Raw genomic sequence first — 19914 nt, forward strand, 5'->3', positions numbered from 1 at the left:
GCCTCGGAAACGCACCCTTTTCGCGGTTCTTCGCGCAGTGTTCGCGCTGCGATCGATGCGGCCGCGACCACGAGTTCTCCACAAGCACTCGAACGTACGTTCGAATTTCAGTAGAATCGAAGCATGCCGATCGCGATCGCCGCCCCGCCGCAAACGGGCTCCGAGTCGTCCAATCGGTCGCCATTCGCGATCGCCCAAGACGGCCTCGCCGGGTTGGTCGACGCCGCGGTCCAGGCACGCCGGCTGGAAGCGATGCAGGCGGCGATGCGCGTCGACGTGATCAATCTCGCCGTCGACTACGCGATGCGCAGCGCCGATGCCTTCACCGCGCCATCCCTCTCGCCCGAGCGTCGGCGCGAGGTCGCCCGACGTGCCGTGATCGCCGAGCTCGCAACGGCGCTGCGAATTCCGGAGCGCACTATGACGCGACTCGTGTCGGAGTCGTGGACGCTCGCGAACCAGCTTCCCGTGACCCTCGCGGCCCTTCGCCTGGGCGACATCGATGAGTCGCACGCGCGCGTGGTCATCGACGAGACCGGGGATGTCGCAGATGGCTCGGTGCGAGCTCGCCTCGACCTCGAGCTCGTCGAGCGCGCTGCGACGATGACGGCTGCGAGCCTCCGTCGCGCCGCCCGACGCCTGCGCGAGACGCTGCAGGCGGAGTCGCTCGAGGAACGCCATGCACATGCGCTCGCCGAACGCCGCATCGAGCTCGAGCCCGCGCGCGACGGCATGGCCTGGCTGCACCTGCACCTCCCGGCGAGCGACGCGTTGCTGATCCGTAACCGGCTCGACCGGGTGGCCGCCGATGTGACCGGCGAGACAGGCGAGGTGTCGGCCGTGGCCGATGCTCGCACCCCCGATCAACTCCGTGCGGATGTCGCACGCGACCTCCTGCTGCATGGCGTCCCGCCGATCGGCGAGGCGTTCCACGTCGCCGCGGCGACGGTTCGACCGACGGTGCACGTGACCGTGCCGGTGCTCACGCTCCTCGGCCTCGACGACGCGCCCGCCGACCTCGAGGGCTACGGCCCGATCGACCCTGAGATGGCCCGCCGCCTCGCAGCGCAGGCGCCCTCCTTCACCCGCATCCTCACCCACCCGGTTTCGGGCACGGTGCTCGACGTCGACCGCACCACGTACCGCCCGCCCGCCGACCTCGCCCGTTGGCTGCGGGTTCGCGACGAGACCTGTCGGTTCCCAGGCTGCAACCGTCGCGCCGCTCGATGCGAGCTCGACCACACCGAAGGCTGGGCCGACCTCGGCAGCACGAGCTTCGACAACCTCGCGCACCTCTGCCCGTATCACCACCACCTGAAGCACGAGTCCTCCTGGTCGGTGCGACATCTCGAACACGGAACACTCGAGTGGCGCTCCCCGGCCGGTCGTCAGTACGTCACCGGGCCGTCGGTCCGGATCCCGGCGCGAGCTGCGCCCGATCCGACCCGAACGGAGCGCCCCGATCCGGTCGACCCGGCCCGTTCTCGGGGTGGGAGGCCTCCCAAGACCCCGCCGTTCTGAACTCCCGCACGCTCCTGAGCTCAGACGTCCTCCAGAGCGATCCACCGAACGCCGCCGTCGTGCAGGATCAGCTGCGCCCGCACCTCGACGCCGGCCGCGCGACAGGCTGCACCGAGCGCGCCGGCCCACTCCCGGTCGCCGGACGTGAGCTCGTCGCTCCCCGGGCGCTCCCAGACGAAGACGACCTTCGCCGCGCCGATCTCACCCACGATGCTCGCGAGCCGATTCGCCAGGGCTTCGGCCATGGTGCCCTCGGCGCCGCACGGTTCGTGCGGATCCACGGGGTAACCGGCCATGGGCATGAGCACCGGCCGCTGCACGTCCTGGTCGTCGAGGTACAGGGTCCACCACTGGCGGCGGACCGCACGGTCCAGCAGGTCGCCGACGCGCTGCCGGATGTCCTCGTCGGTGGGAATGGGCGGGTGCGTCCGGTCGGTGGTCGTGTCGAGTCGAGTCATGCCCCGAAGGTTCCACGGTCGCCGGCCGAGGCTGCGCTCAGGCGCGGTTCGGTGGAGCCAGCACTCGCGTCACGAGGTGTGGAGGACGACTCCTCACCGCCGCAGCACCTTGCGCGCCAACCAGTTGCCGAGGAACTGCACGCCCTGCACGAACACCACGATGAGCAGCACCGCGGCCCACGTGATCACCGGCTCGAACTGGCGGTAACCGTACACCTGCGCGAACGTGCCGAGTCCCCCGCCGCCGATGAGGCCGGCCACCGCGGTCATGTCCACGATCGCGACGAGCACGAACGTGTAGCCGAGGATGAGCGGCCCGAGCGCCTCGGGGATCACGACGGTCACGAGGATGCGGATCGGGCCCGCTCCCATCGAGCGCGCCGCCTCGATCACGCCCGGCGACACCGTGAGCAGGTTCTGCTCCACGATGCGCGCGATCGCGAACGACGCGGCGAGCGAGAGCGCGAAGATGAGCGCGTTGTTGCCGATGCCGGTGCCCACCACGACCCGCGAGAGCGGCTGCACCGCGGCGATGAAGATGATGAACGGGATCGGCCGGAAGAAGTTGATGACGACGTTGACCACGTTGTAGACGACGCGGTTCGACAGCAGGCTGCCGGGGCGGGTCGTGTAGAGGGCGACGCCGAGCAGGAGTCCCGCGATGCCGCCGAACAGCAGCGTGAGCCCCACCATGTAGAGGGTCTCGACGGCGGCGACCCAGAACTCGCCCTGAAGCTCGATCAGGCGATCCATCAGGCTGCCTCCGTCACGTCGACGCGCGAGCCGATACTCGCGAGCGCGGCGTCGATCGCGGCATCCGCGCCTCGGATCGCGAGCGTGAGATGCCCGAACGCGCGCCCCTGGATGTCGTTGATGCCGCCGTAGACGAGCTCGAACTCGAGGCCCGCGGCGCCGAGCTCGAGGAACACCGCCGCCTGCGACGCGTCGCCGTCGCGGAACGAGATCGTCACGATGCGACCCTCGTGCCGCTCGCGCAGCACGGCGAGCTCGGCCGGCGACGGGATGCCCTTCACGACCGTCGACACGAACCGCGCCGACGACGGGTTCTGCGGGTCGGAGAACACGTCGAACACGTCGCCGTGCTCGATCACCCGGCCGCCGTCCATGACCGCGACCTTCGTCGCGATCGACTGGATGACGTCCATCTCGTGCGTGATGACGATGATCGTCACGCCGAACTCGCGATTCACCCGCTTGAGGAGCTGCAGCACCTCGTGCGTCGTCTCGGGGTCGAGCGCGCTCGTGGCCTCGTCGGCGAGGAGCAGCCGCGGGGACGTGGCGAGGGCACGCGCGATGCCGACGCGCTGCTTCTGCCCGCCCGAGAGCTGGTCGGGATAGTTGCGCGCCTTGTCGGCGAGGCCGACGAAGTCGAGCAGTTCGGCGACCCTGGCGTCGACCTCGGACCTCGACGCACCCGCGACCTTGAGCGGGTAGGCGACGTTCTGCTGCACCGTCTTCGACCCGAACAGGTTGAACTGCTGGAAGATCATGCCGATGCCGAGTCGGATGCCGCGGAGCTCGCGCTCGGGCATCGTCGTCAGGTCGCGCCCGTCGACCGTGATCGAGCCCGACGTCGCGGGCTCGAGGGCGTTGACGAGGCGCACGAGCGTGGACTTGCCTGCGCCCGAGTAGCCGATGATGCCGTAGACGTCACCGGGCTCGATGTCGAGCGAGACGTCGTCGACGGCGACCACCGGGGCGCCGCCGCGCTCGGGCGAGGGGTAGCTCTTGGTCACGTTGGTGAGGCTCACGAGGGCCATGGATGCTCCTTCCGCACGCCGCGACGGGCGGTGGGCCGGATCGGCGCCCACCGCCCGCTCGTGGCGATCGATCGTGGATCGTGTGCGGCGTCAGCCCTTGGCGGACTTCGTGTCGGCCTCGACCTTGGCGAGCGAGTCCTCGAGGTCCTTCACCGGGGTGACGATCGGCACGCCCGTGCCGCCCGACGCGTCGACGAGCGCGCGCTGCACGTCGGGGTCGGTCTGGAAGATGTCGACGAGCTTCAGGTAGGTCTCGTTGTCCTTGTCCTCGGCGCGCGCCGCGAAGATGTTGACGTACGGCAGCGCGTTCGGGTCGCTCGGGTCGTCCTTCGCGATCGCGTCGTCGAACGTGAGACCGGTGTCCTCGACGAAGTCGTTGTTGATGATCGCCGCGGCGACGTCGGGCAGGGACGTCGGGGTGAGCGACGCCTCGAGCGCGGTGACCTCGACCTTCGACTTCGCCTCGTCGATGTCGGCGAGGTCGGAGAAGATCGTGCCGCCGCTCTTCAGCTCGATGAGGCCGGCCGACTGCAGCACGAGCAGCGCGCGGGCCTGGTTCGACGCGTCGTTCGGCACGGCGACCGTCTCGCCGGCGGGGATGTCCTTCACGGAGTCGTACTTCAGCGAGTACAGCCCCAGGGGGTAGATGGCCGTCGAGCCGATCGGGGCGAGGTCCTCGCCCGCCGACACGTTGTAGTCGGCCAGGTACACGATGTGCTGGAACTGGTTCAGGTCGAGCTCGCCCTCGGTGAGGGCGGGGTTCGGCTGCGCGTAGTCGGCGAAGTCGACGATCTCGATCTGGATGCCCTCGTCGGCGGCGGCCTCCTCGAAGGCGGCCCACTGCGGGTCGCCCTTCCCGACGACGCCGATCTTCACGACGTCGTCGGCCGTCTCCCCGGCCGCGGGCGTGGCGCAGGCGGCGAGGCCGGCGATGAGGGGCAGGGCCGCGAGGGCGCCGAGGATCTTGGTGCTGGTGCGTGACATTCCGGTGGACTCCCTTTCGCATGGGCGCGCGCGTCCAGGGTGCTGGTGTGCAGTGGAGCAGGCATGGCTCCGCCACGGTCGGTGAACGGTGGGGGCTTCGATGCCGCGAACGCGCGCGCACCTCCACGTTAGGCGAAGGATCTTCGGCCTCACGCCAGCGGGGTCACGATCGGTCACAGTTCCTGCGGATGTGAAGCTGTGTTACGACGGATGCTGCGACACAACCGAACACCGTTCGTCCGCGTCGTGCTAGCGGGCGACGTTCTTGGCGGGCTCGAGCTCAGCCCTCGAGCGCCTCCGACACCTCGAGCCAGCGCGTCTCGAGCTCCGCCACGGATGCCTCGAGCCCCGCGAGCTCGTCGCCGAGCGTCCCCAGTCCCACGTAGTCGCTCTGGTCGTGGCGGGCGAGGCGCTCGTGCTGCTCCGCGATCTGCGACTGCAGCTTCTCGAGCCGGCGGTCGATCGAGGACAGCTCCTTCTCGGCCGCGCGGCGCTCGGCGCCGGCGAGCGCGGGTGTTGCGGTGACCGGTGGTCGAGGAGCGCCCGGCGAAGCCGGCCGCGTATCGAGGCCGGAGTTCCCGACGGGTCTCGATACGCCGCCTTCGGTGGCTACTCGACCAGCGGAGGGACCACCGGATGGGGCGAGCTGCGCCTGCCGCCGCAGCTCGAGGTACTGGTCGACGCCGCGCGGGAGGTCGCGCAGGTGGCCGTCGAGGATCGCGAACTGCCGATCGGTGACGCGCTCGATGAGGTACCGGTCGTGGCTCACGACGAGCAGCGTGCCCGGCCAGGAGTCGAGCAGGTCCTCGATCGCCGCGAGCATGTCGGTGTCGAGGTCGTTCGTGGGCTCGTCGAGGATGAGCACGTTCGGCTCGGCGAGCAGGATCAGCAGCAGCTGCAGTCGTCGCTTCTGGCCGCCCGACAGGTTCTTCACGGGCGTCGAGAGCTGCGCGTTCGTGAACCCGAGCCGCTCGAGCAGCTGGCCCGGCGTGAGTTCGACCGCCTTCGAGCCCTCGCCGATCTTGTAGGCGGTGCGCTGCTCCGCGACGACGGCGCTCACGCGCTGCTCGCTCCACTCCGCGAGCTCGGCGAGCTCCTGGCTCAGCGTCGCGATCTTCACGGTCTTCCCGCGCTTCACCCGTCCGGTCGTCGGCTCGACCGCACCGGTGACGAGTCCGAGCAGCGTCGACTTGCCCGCGCCGTTCACGCCGAGGATGCCGGTGCGCTCCCCCGGCGCGATGCGCCACTCGACGTCGTGCAGCACGGTCTTCGTGTCGGGCGCCTCGGGCGCGGCATCCGCCACCGGATAGACGACGGACACGTCGAGCAGGTCGACGACGTCCTTGCCGAGGCGCGACACCGCGAGCCGGTTGAGCTCGATCGCGTTGCGCGCGGGCGGCTCGTTCTCGATGAGCTGGTTCGCCGCCTCGATGCGGAACTTCGGCTTCGAGGTGCGCGCCGGCGCGCCGCGGCGCAGCCAGGCGAGCTCCTTGCGCATGAGGTTCTGCCGCTTGGCCTCGGATGCCGCGGCCATCCGGTCGCGCTCCACGCGCTGCAGCACGTACGCGGCGTAGCCGCCCTCGAACGGCTCGACGATGCCGTCGTGCACCTCCCACGTGGCGGTGCACACCTCGTCGAGGAACCAGCGGTCGTGCGTCACGACGACGAGCGCACCGGCATCCGTCGCCCATCGGGCCTTCAGGTGCTGCGCGAGCCAGGCGATGCCCTCGACGTCGAGGTGGTTCGTGGGCTCGTCGAGGAACACGACGTCCCAGTCGCCGATGAGCAGGGCCGCGAGCGCGACGCGCCGGCGCTGGCCGCCCGAGAGGCTCGAGACCTGCGCCTGCCACGGGACGTCGGCGAGCAGGCCGCCGATCACGTCGCGCACCTTCGCGTCGCCCGCCCACACGTGCTCCTCGATGCCGCCCACGACGGCCTCCGCGACCGTGTGGCCCGGGTCGACCGCGTCGGCCTGGTCGAGCATCCCGATCCGGATGCCGCGGCGGTGCGTGACCCGCCCGCCGTCGGGCTCGAGCCGCGTCGCCAGCAGCTTCAGCAGGGTCGACTTGCCGTCGCCGTTGCGGCCGACGACGCCGATGCGGTCGCCCTCGTCGATGCCGAGGGTGACCTCGTCGAAGACCGTGCGCGTCGGGAACTCGAGGTGCAGGCGCTCAGCGCCGAGGAGGTGTGCCATGTCCCGACGAGCCTACGCGTGCACGATGCGGGCGCCGTAGACGGGCCCGTGCACGTGCACCGCGTTGAGGCGCGCGGCCGAGAGCGCGACCTGGAGCTCGAGGGCCGTGTCGGCGTCCTCGGCGAGGAACGCGACCGTGGGACCCGAGCCCGAGACGAGTCCTGCGATCGCGCCGTGCGTCTCGCCGAGCTCGAGGATGCCGCCGAGTCCCGGCGCGAGCCCGAGCGCGGCGGCCTGCAGGTCGTTGTGCAGCGCGTCGGCGAGCAGGTGCGCGTCGCCGGCCCGAAGCGCCTGCAGCACGGCCGTGTCGACCGTCGGCGACGACGTGGGCGCGTTCAGGAGCGGATCGGTCTCGCGGCGGCGGTCGAGCTCCCGGTAGACGCCGGGCGTCGAGAGCCCGAACTCCGCGACCGCGAGCACCCAGTGGAACGATCCGGTGGCGAGCGCCGGGCTGAGCCGGTCGCCGCGTCCCGTGCCGATCGCGGTACCGCCCGTGAGGGCGAAGGGCACGTCGGCGCCGAGCTTCGCCGCGAGCGCGTGCAGCTCGTCCTTCGAGAGCGCGGTGCCCCACATCGCGTCGCAGGCGACGAGGGTCGCCGCGGCATCCGCCGACCCGCCGCCCATGCCGCCCGCGATGGGCACGTGCTTCTCGATCTCGAGGTGCACGCCGCCGGGCACGCCGGCGGTGCGCGCGAGCAGCTTCGCTGCCTTGATCGCGAGGTTCGAGGCATCCGTCGGCAGGCTCGACGTGTCGATGCTGCCGCCGAACGTGACGCTGAACTCGTCGTCGGGCCAGGCCTTCACGTCCTCGTAGAGCGAGACGGCCTGGTACGCGGTGGCGACGTCGTGGTAGCCGTCGGGCTGCACCTCGCCCACCCGCATGAAGAGGTTGACCTTGCCGGGCGCCCGGACGTGCACTGCCTCGTCGGTCGCCGCGATCGTCATGAAGCCACGCTATCCCACGGCCTCGGCGCCGAGGCGGGCTCGTGCAGCGGGTCAGCCGACCGATCGCAGGTACTCGCGCATGCGGTCCTTGACCTCGGCGAGCCGCGTCTCGTCGGGCATCCGGCCCCATGTGAGGCCGATCGACGAGCGACCGCCGGCGACCGGGCTGACCGTCGCGAGCACGTACTCGCCGCCCTCGAGCGGGAACCGGGCCGTCGGATGCTTCGCGGTGAGGTTGAGCGCGAGCGGATCCACGTCGAGCCGGAGCGTCACCACCGCGGCGAGCGCCCGCAGCGCGTCGGTCGGCGCGAGGTCGACCCTGCGGCTCACGCTCGCCTCGAACGTGCCGTCCTGCCGTTGGCCCGGTCGGCGGATGCCGCGTGCCTGCTCGTACCCGACCGTGACGCCCTGCGCCCACCAGCCGTCGACGCCGTGCTCCCGCACGAGCCAGGTCGCGACCTCCCGGTGCGTCCACGTCGCGGCACCCGCCTCGTCGAGGAGCGCGAACCACTCGGCGCGATCCCGGCCCGTCGCCGCGCGCACGGCGTCGTCGCCGACGCCCTCGGCGTTGCTGCCCACCGGCGTGCTCATGGCTCAACGGTAGTGCGGTCGCTCGAGGCGCGGAAGGCGCTCGCAGCGGCATCCGACCGACGCGCCGGCGTCAGGCTCGCGCCGTCTCCGACGCCCGGGCGATCGCGAGGAAGTCCTCGACGCGCAGCTGCTCGCCGCGGGTCTGCGGGTCGACACCGGCCCGCTCCAGCGCCGCCGCGGCGGCCGCCGAGGAACCGCCGAGCACACTCGAGAGCGCCTGCCGGAGCATCTTGCGGCGCTGCTGGAAGGCCGCGTCGACGAGCGCGAACGTCGCGCGCCGCTCCGCCTCGGTGCCGGGCTCCTCGTCGCGCTCGAAGCCGACGAGCACCGAGTCCACGTTCGGCACGGGCCAGAACACCATGCGGGACACCTGTCCGGCGAGGCGCCAATCGCCGTACCACGCGGCCTTGACGCTCGGCGCGCCGTAGACCTTCGATCCGGGGTCGGCCGCGAGGCGCTGACCGACCTCGGCCTGCACCATCACGATGCCGGCCCGCAGCGACGGGAAGTGCTCGAGCAGGTGCAGCAGCACGGGCACCGAGACGTTGTAGGGCAGGTTGGCCACGAGCCGCACCGGCTCGCCCGGCAGCTCCGTGACCCGCAGCGCGTCGTCGTGCACGACCGTCAGCGAGCGCCCCGGCTGCATGATGCTCACGGTGTGCGGCAGCTGCTCGGCGAGGCGCCGGTCGATCTCGACGGCGACGACGGATGCCCCGGCCTCGAGCAGCCCGAGCGTGAGCGACCCGAGGCCCGGTCCGATCTCGAGCACCGTCTCGCCGGGCTGCACGCCCGCGGTCTGCACGATGCGGCGGACGGTGTTGCCGTCGTGCACGAAGTTCTGGCCGAGCTTCTTCGTCGGCGTCACGTCGAGGAGCTCGGCGAGGTCGCGGATCTCCGCAGGACCGAGCAGGCGCGGAGCCGGCTCGTCGCCGTCCGCCGCATGGCGATGGGCGTTCACGCCCTGGTCTCCCCCATGGGCACATCATCCCACGAGCCGTACACGCGCTCGGTATTTGCGGCGACCCGCGCGCAGAGCTCGTCGAGGTCGGCGCCGAGCACCTCGGCCATGAACCGCATCGTGTGCGGCACCAGGTAGGGCGCGTTCGGACGCCCGCGCAGCGGCACGGGCGTGAGGTACGGGGCATCCGTCTCGACGAGGATGCGGTCGAGCGGCGCGACCCGCAGCGCCTCGCGCAGGTTCTCTGCGTTCTTGAAGGTCACGTTGCCGGCGAAGGAGAGGTACCAGCCGGCGTCGGCCGCGGTCGTCGCGAGCTCCTCGCCGCCCGAGAAGCAGTGGAACACCGTGCGCTCGGGGGCGCCGACGCGCCGGAGGGTCTCGAGCACCTCGTCATGCGCGTCGCGGTCGTGGATCTGCAGCGCGACGCCGTGCCGCTTCGCGATGTCGATGTGCGCCTCGAACGAGCGGAACTGGGCGCCGCGGCCGCCCTCGCCCGTGCGGTAGAAGTCGAGCCCGGTCTCGCCGACGGCGCGCACGCGCGGACGCGCGGCGAGCTCGTCGATCACCGCGAGCGCATCGTCGAGCGTGCCGGCCGCCTCGAGCTCGGGCGCCTCGTTCGGGTGCAGGGCCACGGCCGCGAGCAGGCGCGGCTCGCGCTCGGCGAGGTCGGCCGACCAGCGGCTCGTCGCGACATCCGTGCCCACCTGCACGGCGCCCACGACGCCGACGGATGCCGCGCGCTCGAGGTGCTCGTGGACCGACATGCCCACGGTCCCTGAGCCCGCGGTCCCTGAGCCTGTCGAAGGGGGGCCGTCGGCGACCTCGAGGTGCGTGTGGTTGTCGTAGACGCCGACGGCGAGCGGCTCGGGCGGCGGCGGGTACGCCCTGGCCCCTGAGCCCGTCGAAGGGTCGGAGCGGGTGCGGAGGTGGTCAGTCATCGCGCTTCGAGGATCCCGGTGGTCGAGTCGGCAGCGAAGCAGCCGTATCGAGACCTTGCGTGCCGCGTCTCGATACGCGTCGCGCACCGCGCGGCGCTCCTCGACGAGCGGAGCACGTCACTCGGCGACCTCGACGCGCGGGAACAGCGCCTGGAGCGGCCACACGCGCTCGCCGACGGTCCACTCGTTCGCGCGGTCGATGCGCTGCTCCTGCACGGTGCCGGGCGCGCCGAGCGCCGTCCACAGCTTCGCGGTCGCCTCCGGGAGCACGGGCGAGAGCAGCACCGCGAGCGTGCCGAGGCCGTGGTACGCGGTGGCGAGCACGGTCTCGAGGCGGGCGCGCTGGTGCGGGTCCTTCGCGAGCGTCCACGGCTCCTCGACGGTCAGGTAGCCGTTGAGGGCGTCGACGAGCTCCCACGCGGCGGCGATCGCCTCGTGGATCGCGAGCCGGTTCACGGCCGACCACGAGGCATCCGTCGCCCGCTGCTCGATGGCCGCGATCTCGTGATCGGCGGCCGAGAGCTCGGCTGCCGTGGGCACGACGCCGTCGCAGTAGCGCGTGATCATGGCGACGACGCGCGACGCGAGGTTGCCGAAGCCGTTGGCGAGCTCCGCCTGGTAGCGCGCGGCGAGGTCCTCCCACGAGAACGAGCCGTCCTGTCCGAAGTGGATCGCGGAGAGGAAGTAGAACCGGAACGCGTCGGAGCCGAACGTCTCGGTGATCTGCGACGGCGCGATGCCCGTGAGCTTGGACTTCGACATCTTCTCGCCGCCGACGAGGAGCCAGCCGTGGCCGAACACGCCGCGGGGCACCTCGAGGCCGGCCGCCATGAGCATGGCCGGCCAGATCACCGCGTGGAACCGCAGGATGTCCTTCCCGACGATGTGCTGGGCGGGCCAGCGGCGCGCGAACTCCGCCTCGTCCTGCCCGTAGCCGACCGCGGTGACGTAGTTGAGCAGCGCGTCGAACCACACGTAGACGACGTGCGTGTCGTCCCACGGGACCTTCACGCCCCAGTCGAACGTCGAGCGCGAGATCGAGAGGTCGGCGAGGCCCTGACGCACGAACGAGACGACCTCGTTGCGCGCCGACTCGGGCTGCACGAAGTCGGGCTGCTCCTCGTAGAGCGCGAGCAGCTTGTCGGCGAAGGCGGACATCCGGAAGAAGTAGTTCTTCTCGTGCAGCAGCTCGACGGGCTTCGAGTGGATGGCGCAGACGAGCTGGCCCTCGTACTCGCCCGTGCCCTCGACGAGCTCGGACTGCTGCTTGTACTCCTCGCAGCCGACGCAGTAGTAGCCCTCGTACTCGCCCGTGTAGATGTGGCCCTCGTCGTAGAGCCTCTGCAGGAAGCGCTGCACGTTGACCTCGTGCCGCTCGTCGGTCGTGCGGATGAAGTCGTCGTTCGCGATGTCGATGGTCTCGAGCAGCGGCTTCCACGCCTCGTCGACGAGGCGGTCGGCCCACTCTTTCGGCGTCACGCCGTTGGCCGTCGCGGTGCGGAGGATCTTCTGGCCGTGCTCGTCGGTGCCCGTGAGCGACCACGTGTCCTCGCCGGCCTGGCGGTGCCAGCGCGCCAGCACGTCGGCCGCCACCTCCGTGTACGCGTGCCCGATGTGGGGCACGTCGTTCACGTAGAAGATGGGCGTGGTGATGTAGAACGAGGAGGCGTCGGCCATGCGCTCAATCCTATGGGCGCGCGGATGCCACCAGCGCCGGGTTACGCCCCGGGCGGACTCGCCCGCGGTGCCGCCCCGCTGCTGGGCGCGCGGCGCGTTCGGCCCCTCCGCTCACGCGTTCCTGGCGCGCTCCTCCCGGTGCCGGCGCCGGACGCTGCCGTCGCCCACGGCGGGCGGCACGGCCTCCTCCACGTCCATGTGCGCGTGCGGGGTGAGCACGCCGAGGGTCACGTCCTGCTCCTTGAGCTCGGGCTCCTGCACGCGCTGCCCGGCGTAGCCGACGACCCGGAGGCCGAGCACGATCTTGCCGGGCGCCTCGCGCTTCTCGAGCGCGCGGTACGCGTCGGCGACGGCGTCGAGCGGGAACACGTCGGCGATGGGCAGGCGGATGCGTCGTGCCGCCGCGAGCGCGGCGACCCGCCCGAGGGCGACCACGTCGCCCGGTGAGACGTGCATGACGCCGTGCTCGTCGACGGCGTCCCAGTCGAGCACCGTCAGCACGCGCGACGGGTGGACGCCGAGCTCCCGTGCGGCGGCGGTCTGCCCGCCGAGGAAGTCGAGGAACGCGGTCACGGGTCCGGGCGTCAGCAGGCGCACCCGCTCGGCGAGGCCCTCGCCGTAGCCGGTCGGGATGATGCCGAACTGGCGGAGGAAGTCGAAGCGGGTCTCGACGCTCGTGCCCACCACGGTGGCGCCGCGCATGCGGGCGAACTGGGCCGCGAGGCATCCGACGCCGCCGGCCGCCGCGGTCACGACCACCGTGTCGCTCGGGCCGAGCTGCAGGCCCTCGACGGCGCTCCACGCCATCGTGCCCGCGGTGTACAGCGACCCCGCCACCTCCCACGAGAGCGCGGGCGGACGCGGCATGAGGTTGCCCTCGGGCACGACGACGTGCGTCGCCTGCGCGCCGTGCGAGACGAAGCCCATGACCTCGTCGCCCCGCGAGAATCGCTCGGCGCCGGGCCCCGTCGAGATCACCACGCCGGCGAGGTCGCGTCCCTCGGTCGCCGGGAGCTCGACCGGCCAGCGCTCGGGGTGGTCGCCGCGACGGATCGCGCTCTCGACGGGGTTCAAGCCCGTCGCGAACACCTCGACGAGCACCTCGCCCGGCCCCGCTTCGGGCGTCGGCATCTCGACGACCTCCAGCACTTCAGGGCCCCCGAATGCTGCGAACCTCACTGCGTGCGCCATGTGGCACCTCCACCGTTGTGCGGTACTGCCATTGTCCCCCTGATGGGGGGACAGCGGTGGAACATTCAGGGAGCGTCCAGATGCGGTTCAGCCCCTGGTTGAACGTCGTGCGGGTGCGCATCGGCGCGCGCCGGTGCTCAGTCGAGCCCGGCGACGCCCGCAGCGCGCTACTTACGGGCCGCGAGCGCCGCCTCGTACAGGTCCCGCTTGCCGAGCCCGCTCTCGGCGGCCACGAGCGCCGCGGCGTCCTTCAGGCGGGTGCCGGATGCCGCGAGCTCGAGCACGCGGTCGAGGGCCCCCGCGGCATCCGCCGGCCCCTCGGGCGCGCCGCCGACGACGATGCAGATCTCGCCCCGCACGCCGTCGGCGGCCCATGCGGCGAGCTCGCCGAGGCCGCCGCGGCGGACCTCCTCGTGCAGCTTGGTGAGCTCCCGGCACACCGCGGCCGGGCGATCGGCGCCGAACGCGTCGGCGAGCGCCTCGAGGCTCACGGCCAGGCGCGACGGCCCCTCGAAGAACACGAGCGTGCGGCGGTCGCCCGCGAGCTCCGCGAGGCGGCGCGCGCGGTCGCCCGCCTTGCGCGGCAGGAACCCCTCGAACGCGAACCGGTCGGTCGGCAGGCCCGAGACGGCGAGCGCGGTGATCACGGCCGACGGACCGGGGATCGCGGTCACCTCGACGTCCCCGGCGACCGCGGCCTGCACGAGCGGGAAGCCCGGGTCGGAGACGGTCGGCATGCCCGCGTCGGAGAGCACGAGCAGATCCTGATCGCGCGCGAGCTCGACGAGGTCGGCGGCCTTCTGCCGCTCGTTGTGCTCGTGCAGCGCGATCAGGCGCGGCCGGTTGGCGATGCCGAGCCCGGCGAGCAGTCGCTGCGTCACGCGGGTGTCCTCGGATGCCACGACGGCGGCCTGCTCGAGCGCCTCGCGGAGGCGCGCCGACGCGTCGCCGAGGTTGCCGATGGGCGTCGCCGCGAGGATGATCATGCCCCCAGTGTCCCCCATGCCCGTCCCCGAGGGTGGAGGGCACGGTTCGCGCGATTACTCTGGGGCGCATGGGTGTTGAGACCGGCGCCGCCGACGCGCGCGAATCGCGTGCAGGCGACGACCCGGCGGAGCATCCCGAGGGCGCGGCAGAGACCGACGCCTCCGGCGACGACACGCCCCCTGCACCGACCGCGCCCGACGCCGAGGGCGCCGGCACCCCCGCCCACGCCGCCGCCGACGTCGAACGCGGCACGCCGCTCGACCGGTGGTGGGGTCGCGTGCTCTCGACGCCGCGACGCCGCACCCTCTGGTACTGGGGCGGGCCGATCCTCGTCACGCTGCTCGCCGCCGTGCTGCGGTTCTGGAACCTCGGGCACCCGCAGGCGATCGTGTTCGACGAGACGTACTACGTGAAGGACGCGTGGACGCTGCTCCACAACGGCTACGAGTCGGCCTGGCCCGAGAACGCCGACGCGGACTTCGCCCGCGGCGACACCGACATCTTCACGACGGACCCGGCCTACGTGGTGCATCCGCCGCTCGGCAAGTGGATGATCTCGCTCGGCATGGCCGTCTTCGGCGCCGACAGCGCGTTCTGGTGGCGGGCGACCACGGCGCTCGCGGGCACCGCCGCGGTGTTCATCCTGGCGATGGTCGCGCGACGGCTCTGGCCGTCGACGATCGTCGCGGTGATCGCGGCGTTCCTGCTCGCGATCGACGGCAACGCCATCGTGATGTCGCGCGTGGCGCTGCTCGACAACTGGATCATGCTGTTCGCGCTGCTCGGCTTCTGGTTCGTGCTGCTCGATCGCGAGTACGCCGCGCGGGAGCTCGCCCGGCGGCTGGAGGATGCCCGCGCGCAGGGGCGCGATCCGCACTACGGGCCCGCGCTCTGGGCGCGGCCGTGGGTGGTCGCGGCGGGCGTCGCGTTCGGCGCGGCGTGCGCCGTGAAGTGGTCGGGCGCGTGGTTCCTCGCCGCGTTCGGGCTCTACCTCATCGTCGTCGACGCCCTCGCGCGCCGGCGCTCGGGCGTGCCGTTCTGGCTCACGGGCGCGGTGCTGAAGCAGGGGCCGGTGACGTTCCTGCTGATGGTGCCGGTCGCCCTCGCCGTGTACCTCGCGTCGTGGACGGGCTGGCTCACGACCGACGGCGGCTACTACCGGCACTGGGCCGACGAGCCCGAGAACGCGGCCACCGGCTGGCTCGCCTGGGTGCCGCACGCGCTGCAGAGCCTGTGGCACTACCACCAGTCCGCGTACACGTACCACATCGGCGTGCACGCCACGCATCCGTCGCAGGCGAACCCGCTGACCTGGCTCATCATGGTCAAGCCCACGAACATGTACTTCTCGGCGACCGACGACGGGTCGGGCGGATGCGGCGCCGCGACCTGCTGGGAGTCGATCATCGGCATCGGCAACCCGCTCATCTGGTGGGCGGCCGCGCTCGCGTGCCTCTACCTCCTGTACCGGCTGGTGCGCTACCGGGAGTGGCAGGTCGGCCTCGTCCTGCTCGGCCTCGCGGCGGGGTACCTGCCGTGGCTCGCCTACCTCGACCGCACGGTGTTCCAGTTCTACTCGATCGCGTTCCAGCCCTACACGATGCTGGCGCTCACGGCCGTGCTCATGATCATCCTCGGCCGACGCGACGACGTGCGATGGCGCCGAGAACGCGGGATCGCCATCGTGGCGATCTTCCTCGGCTTCGCCCTGCTCATCTCGGCGTTCTACTACCCGATCTGGACCGCCGTGCCGGTCACGCCCGAGTTCCGGCAGCTCCACTTCTGGACGCCCGCCTGGGCGACGTGAGCCCGGTGCGCGAACGGATGCCGGGACTCGCCGTCGCGGCATCCGCGGCGCTCGTGGCGTGGCTCGTGCACCTCGCCGTGCCGGCCGTGCCGATCCTCACGGCCGCGGTGGCACTCGGGATCGTGGTCGGCCAGGTGCCCGCGCTGCAGCCCGCGCTCGCCGGCCGCCTCGCGCCGGGGATGCAGCTCGCCGCGCGCCGCCTGCTCCGCCTCGGCATCGTCCTGCTCGGCCTGAAGCTCAGCCTCGTCGACATCGCCGGCCTCGGCTGGATCACCATCCTGACGACGATCGCGGTCGTCGTGCTGACGTTCGCCGGCACGATCGGGCTCGGCCGGGCGCTCGGGCTGCCCGGCCACCAGCCGGTGCTCGTGGCGAGCGGGTTCGCGATCTGCGGCGCCTCCGCGATCGGCGCGATGGGCGCGACCGTGCGCGCCCGCGACGAGGAGCAGGCCGTGCCCGTTGCGCTCGTGACGCTGTGCGGCACGCTCGCGATCGCCGTGCTGCCCGCACTGTGGCATCCGCTCGGGCTCTCGGCGACGGGATTCGGGCACTGGGTCGGCGCGGGCGTGCACGACGTCGGGCAGGTCGTGGCGACGGCGCAGCTCGCCGGGCCGGCGGCGCTCGCGGTCGCGGTCGTCGTGAAGCTCACGCGCGTGCTCATGCTGGCGCCGATGGTCGCGATCACCGCCGCGGTCGAGCGGCGACGCGCGATCGAGCCGACCGGCCCGCGCCCGCCGATCGTGCCGCTGTTCATCGCCGCCTTCCTCGCGGCGGTGCTGCTCAACTCGTTCGTGCCGCTGCCCGAGTGGCTGCTCGCGGGCGCCGACGTCGCGCAGACCGCGCTGCTCGCGACGGCGCTGTTCGCGCTCGGGGCGTCGATCCGCGTGGTCGAGCTCGTGCGCACCGGATGGCGCGCCCTCGTGGTCGGCCTCACCTCGTGGGTGCTCGTCGCGGCGCTCGCCTACGGCGCGGTGCTGCTGGGCTGAGCGGCGCGGGGACGACCAGCGTTCGCGCCGCTCAGCGCACGGCGAACACGAGCTTGCCGCGCACGTCGCCGGCCTCGAACCGGGCGACGGCCTCGGCCGCCCGCTCGAGCGGGAACACCGCGTCGACGACCGGCCGCACCTCGCCCGCGTCGATGCGCCGGGTGAGCTCGGCGAGGTCGTCGCCGTCACGCTTCGCCGCAAGGGTGCGCAGGTGCTGCGGCACGAACGGCGAGGTGAAGGATGCCGCGGCGATGCGCCAGAGCGGCCCGAACACGCGGCCGCCGCGGCCCGAGGACAGCACGAGCGTGCCACCGCGTCGCAGCGCCCGGCGCGTGCGGCCGAGGGAGTGGTCGGCGACGAGGTCGAACACGACGTCGTAGCGGCCCTCGTGCACGGTGAAGTCCTCGGCGGTGTGGTCGATGACGTGGTCGGCGCCGATGGCGCGGACGTGGTCGGCCTTGGCGCCGCGGCAGACGCCCGTGACCTCGGCGCCCATCGCCTTGGCCAGCTGCACGACGAAGCCGCCGACTCCGCCCGACGCCCCGTTCACGAGCACGTGCTGCGCGGGACGGACCCCCGCGAGCCGCAGTCCCTGCAGCGCGGTCGTGCCCGACACCGGCACCGCGGCGGCGTGCACCGCGTCGATCGACGAGGGCCGCTTCGCCACGAACCGCTCGGGCACCGTGACGAGCTCGGCCCAGCCGCCCTGGTCGGACTCCGCGTACACGCGGTCGCCGACGCGGAACCGTTTGGCCGCCGATCCGACCGCGACGACCTCCCCCGCGACGTCGCGGCCGGGCACCGGCCGCCTCGGACGCGAGAGCCCGAACGCGAGCCGCACCATGCGCGGCTCGCCGTGCACGAGGAACACGTCGCCCGCGCTCACGGCGACCGCGTCGACGCGGATGAGCACCTCGTCGGCGGCCGGCTCGGGAGTTTCGACCTCGGCGAGCTCGAGCACCTCGGGTCCGCCGTAGCGGTGCTGCACCACGGCCCTCACGCGGGGGCGCCGTTCGCCTCGCGCGAATCATCGGCCGTTGCCGCGTCGGCGGCCGACGCGTCGGCCGGCCCCGCGGCATCCGTGATCGCGATCACGACACTGCCCACCTTGTGCCCGCCCTCGACGCGGCGGTGCGCGGCGACGAGCTCGTCGAGCGGCAGGATCCGGTCGACGACCGGCACGAACGCGCCCGACTCCACGAGGGCGGCGAGCTGCTCGAGCTCGACGCCCTTCGTGCGGGAGTCGCGCAGGCCGGTGAACGCGATGGCCGCGCGCCGCCCGCCCCGGAAGAGGCGGGTCCACGGTGTCTGCAGCATGATCGCCCCGGTCGGCACGGTCGTGAGGTAGATGCCGTGTGCCGTGAGCGCGCGGCGGCAGGCGCCGAACGAGCGCTTGCCGACCGCGTCGAAGATCACGTCGTAGGCGTCGCGCTCGGTCGTGAAGTCCTGGCGGGTGTAGTCGATGACGCGGTCGGCGCCGAGCGAGCGCACGAGCTCCGCGTTCGGACCGCTCGTGACGGCCGTGACGGATGCCCCGAGGTGCTTCGCGAGCTGCACCGCGGCCGAGCCGACCGTGCCCGAGGCGCCGTTCACGAGCACGGACTGCCTCGGTCGCACCTCCCCCGCGTCGCGCAGGAACGGCAGGGCGGTCAGGAAGCCGTCGACCGTCGCGACGGCGTGCGCGGCATCCAGGCCGTCGGGTGCATGCGCGACGGCGGCGTGCTCGCCGACCACGACGTACTCGGCGGTCGCGCCCGCGCCCACCTCGGCGGCGCCGAAGACCCGGTCGCCCGGCGCGAAGCGCGTCACGCCGGGGCCGACGCGCTCGACCGTGCCCGCGAACTCCGTGCCGAGCAGCGGGTACTTGGGGCGCCGCAGCCCGAAGAACAGGCGGGCGAACCACGGGGTGCCCGAGCGGCTCACCGCGTCGGTGACGCCGACCGCCGAGGCATCCACCCGCACCAGGACGTCACTGTCGCCGACCTCGGGAACGGCCCGTTCCTCGATCCGGATCACCTCGGCCGGTCCGTACCGGTCGAACCTCGCTGCCCTCATCGCTTCGTCTCCTCGACCTCGGGGTACTGGAACACGTCGTCGAGCGGGACCCCGAACACCCGCGCGATCTGGAAGGCCATCTCGAGCGACGGCGAGTAGCGTCCCTGCTCGATGGCGATGACGGTCTGGCGGGTCACCCCGAGGCGCTGCGCCAGCTCGGCCTGGGTCATCTCGCCGTGGCGGAACCGCAGCGCGCGGAGGTCGTTCGTGACGCGCGTGGGCTTCACCATGTCGGCACGCCCCTGCGGTAGGCGACGAGCCGCGTGATGCTCTCGAGCAGCGCCGAGAGCACGAAGCACAGGTAGATGACGTTCGCGATCCAGAACCAGTCGGCCTCGAGCATCGCGAGCACGAGGGCGCCGAGCGCGCCGATCACGACGAACGAGCTGCCGACCCGGGTGCCCAGCCGGTCGATCTCCTTGTCGCGGATGTCGCCCCTGGTGCTCTCGCTCGGGAACACGATCTCGACGAGGATCCGCAGCACGATCGTCACGACGATCGCACCGCCGATCGTCCAGAGCATGATCGGCACGTAGTCGACGTCGGCCACCGGGACCCCGCCGATCAATTGGGGCAGCAGCAGCGAGAGGTAGACGGTGTAGCCGACGACGGCGATGACCAGGTAGACCCAGGTCCCCTTCTCCTCGTAGGACATGCCCCCTCCTCAGGTAAACAATGTTTGACATGGTCAGTGTCAACCAAACGCGACACCGTGTCAAGCATTCTTTACACGCGATGCGACGATCGAGCGGATGCCGCGGGCGAGCGGATGCCGCGGCGCACCCCCCCGGCAACCGCACGGGCCCAGCAGCGGGGGATAGGCATGCCTCGACCAGCGTGA

At 72.2% G+C, this 19914-nt stretch carries 19 protein-coding genes; 3 read left to right on the forward strand and 16 right to left on the reverse strand.

The features are described from left to right. The first annotated feature begins 123 nt into the window (after positions 1-123). Complete coding sequence (locus tag ACFVN5_RS19025) at positions 124-1521, forward strand: DUF222 domain-containing protein (protein ID WP_376957366.1); 1398 nt, start codon at positions 124-126, stop codon at positions 1519-1521. Positions 1522-1541: 20 nt separating this feature from the next. On the opposite strand, the gene ACFVN5_RS19030 is transcribed toward ACFVN5_RS19025, so the two are convergent. From ACFVN5_RS19030 to rsmI, 12 genes are all read right to left on the reverse strand, one after another. After that, positions 1542-1979, reverse strand: a complete 438-nt coding sequence (locus tag ACFVN5_RS19030; RefSeq protein WP_376957368.1) for a hypothetical protein — start codon at positions 1977-1979, stop codon at positions 1542-1544. A 93-nt stretch (positions 1980-2072) separates the two neighbouring features. Beyond that, the gene (locus tag ACFVN5_RS19035) at positions 2073-2732 is read right to left on the reverse strand and encodes a methionine ABC transporter permease (protein ID WP_376957370.1); all 660 of its coding nucleotides are present in this window, start codon (positions 2730-2732) and stop codon (positions 2073-2075) included. Beyond that, entirely contained in the window at positions 2732-3760 is a 1029-nt protein-coding gene (locus ACFVN5_RS19040; RefSeq protein ID WP_376957371.1) for a methionine ABC transporter ATP-binding protein, read from the reverse strand. The genes ACFVN5_RS19035 and ACFVN5_RS19040 overlap by 1 nt, the downstream gene beginning before the upstream one ends. Positions 3761-3850: 90 nt before the next feature. Beyond that, positions 3851-4744, reverse strand: a complete 894-nt coding sequence (locus ACFVN5_RS19045) for a MetQ/NlpA family ABC transporter substrate-binding protein (RefSeq protein ID WP_376957373.1) — start codon at positions 4742-4744, stop codon at positions 3851-3853. A gap of 280 nt (positions 4745-5024) precedes the next feature. After that, the gene (locus tag ACFVN5_RS19050; protein WP_376957375.1) at positions 5025-6938 is read right to left on the reverse strand and encodes an ABC-F family ATP-binding cassette domain-containing protein; all 1914 of its coding nucleotides are present in this window, start codon (positions 6936-6938) and stop codon (positions 5025-5027) included. Positions 6939-6950: 12 nt separating this feature from the next. Beyond that, positions 6951-7883 (reverse strand): 4-(cytidine 5'-diphospho)-2-C-methyl-D-erythritol kinase, encoded by a 933-nt coding sequence (locus tag ACFVN5_RS19055; protein ID WP_376957377.1) that lies wholly within the window; start codon positions 7881-7883, stop codon positions 6951-6953. 51 nt (positions 7884-7934) lie between these two features. Then, entirely contained in the window at positions 7935-8474 is a 540-nt protein-coding gene (locus ACFVN5_RS19060) for a DUF4287 domain-containing protein (protein ID WP_376957379.1), read from the reverse strand. 70 nt (positions 8475-8544) lie between these two features. Further along, a complete protein-coding gene (gene rsmA / locus ACFVN5_RS19065; protein ID WP_376957381.1) occupies positions 8545-9432 on the reverse strand; it encodes a 16S rRNA (adenine(1518)-N(6)/adenine(1519)-N(6))-dimethyltransferase RsmA in 888 nt (295 codons plus the stop codon). Then, entirely contained in the window at positions 9429-10370 is a 942-nt protein-coding gene (locus ACFVN5_RS19070; RefSeq protein ID WP_376957383.1) for a TatD family hydrolase, read from the reverse strand. Before ACFVN5_RS19070 ends, rsmA begins: the two co-directional genes overlap by 4 nt. 117 nt (positions 10371-10487) lie before the next feature. Then, positions 10488-12047, reverse strand: coding sequence for a methionine--tRNA ligase (gene metG / locus ACFVN5_RS19075; protein WP_376957385.1), 1560 nt, complete (start codon positions 12045-12047; stop codon positions 10488-10490). 111 nt (positions 12048-12158) lie between these two features. Then, complete coding sequence (locus ACFVN5_RS19080; protein ID WP_376957386.1) at positions 12159-13226, reverse strand: NADP-dependent oxidoreductase; 1068 nt, start codon at positions 13224-13226, stop codon at positions 12159-12161. Between the two features lie 179 nt (positions 13227-13405). Further along, positions 13406-14224 carry a 16S rRNA (cytidine(1402)-2'-O)-methyltransferase gene (gene rsmI, locus ACFVN5_RS19085; protein WP_376957388.1) on the reverse strand — a complete coding sequence of 273 codons (819 nt, stop codon included), beginning with the start codon at positions 14222-14224 and terminating at the stop codon, positions 13406-13408. A 68-nt stretch (positions 14225-14292) separates the two neighbouring features. On the opposite strand from rsmI, the gene ACFVN5_RS19090 reads away from it, so the two are divergent. Together ACFVN5_RS19090 and ACFVN5_RS19095 are read left to right on the forward strand one after the other, a co-directional pair. Further along, positions 14293-16032 carry a dolichyl-phosphate-mannose--protein mannosyltransferase gene (locus ACFVN5_RS19090; RefSeq protein ID WP_376957390.1) on the forward strand — a complete coding sequence of 580 codons (1740 nt, stop codon included), beginning with the start codon at positions 14293-14295 and terminating at the stop codon, positions 16030-16032. A gap of 17 nt (positions 16033-16049) precedes the next feature. Further along, positions 16050-17018: a YeiH family protein gene (locus ACFVN5_RS19095; RefSeq protein WP_376957400.1), complete on the forward strand. Its 969-nt coding sequence runs from the start codon at positions 16050-16052 to the stop codon at positions 17016-17018. A gap of 31 nt (positions 17019-17049) precedes the next feature. Here ACFVN5_RS19095 and ACFVN5_RS19100 read toward each other — a convergent pair whose 3' ends face one another. The 4 genes from ACFVN5_RS19100 to ACFVN5_RS19115 are packed head-to-tail and all read right to left on the reverse strand — an operon-like array spanning position 17050 to position 19728. Then, positions 17050-18018, reverse strand: coding sequence for an NAD(P)-dependent alcohol dehydrogenase (locus ACFVN5_RS19100; protein WP_376957392.1), 969 nt, complete (start codon positions 18016-18018; stop codon positions 17050-17052). Then, positions 18015-19073 carry an NAD(P)-dependent alcohol dehydrogenase gene (locus ACFVN5_RS19105; RefSeq protein WP_376957394.1) on the reverse strand — a complete coding sequence of 353 codons (1059 nt, stop codon included), beginning with the start codon at positions 19071-19073 and terminating at the stop codon, positions 18015-18017. Before ACFVN5_RS19105 ends, ACFVN5_RS19100 begins: the two co-directional genes overlap by 4 nt. Beyond that, positions 19070-19303 carry a helix-turn-helix transcriptional regulator gene (locus tag ACFVN5_RS19110; RefSeq protein ID WP_376957396.1) on the reverse strand — a complete coding sequence of 78 codons (234 nt, stop codon included), beginning with the start codon at positions 19301-19303 and terminating at the stop codon, positions 19070-19072. The genes ACFVN5_RS19105 and ACFVN5_RS19110 overlap by 4 nt, the downstream gene beginning before the upstream one ends. Next, a complete protein-coding gene (locus ACFVN5_RS19115) occupies positions 19297-19728 on the reverse strand; it encodes a hypothetical protein (protein ID WP_376957398.1) in 432 nt (143 codons plus the stop codon). The genes ACFVN5_RS19110 and ACFVN5_RS19115 overlap by 7 nt, the downstream gene beginning before the upstream one ends. Positions 19729-19914: the final 186 nt, after the last annotated feature.

Origin of the sequence: Agromyces sp. NPDC057865, assembly GCF_042796995.1 — a bacterium.
GTDB lineage: Bacteria > Actinomycetota > Actinomycetes > Actinomycetales > Microbacteriaceae > Agromyces.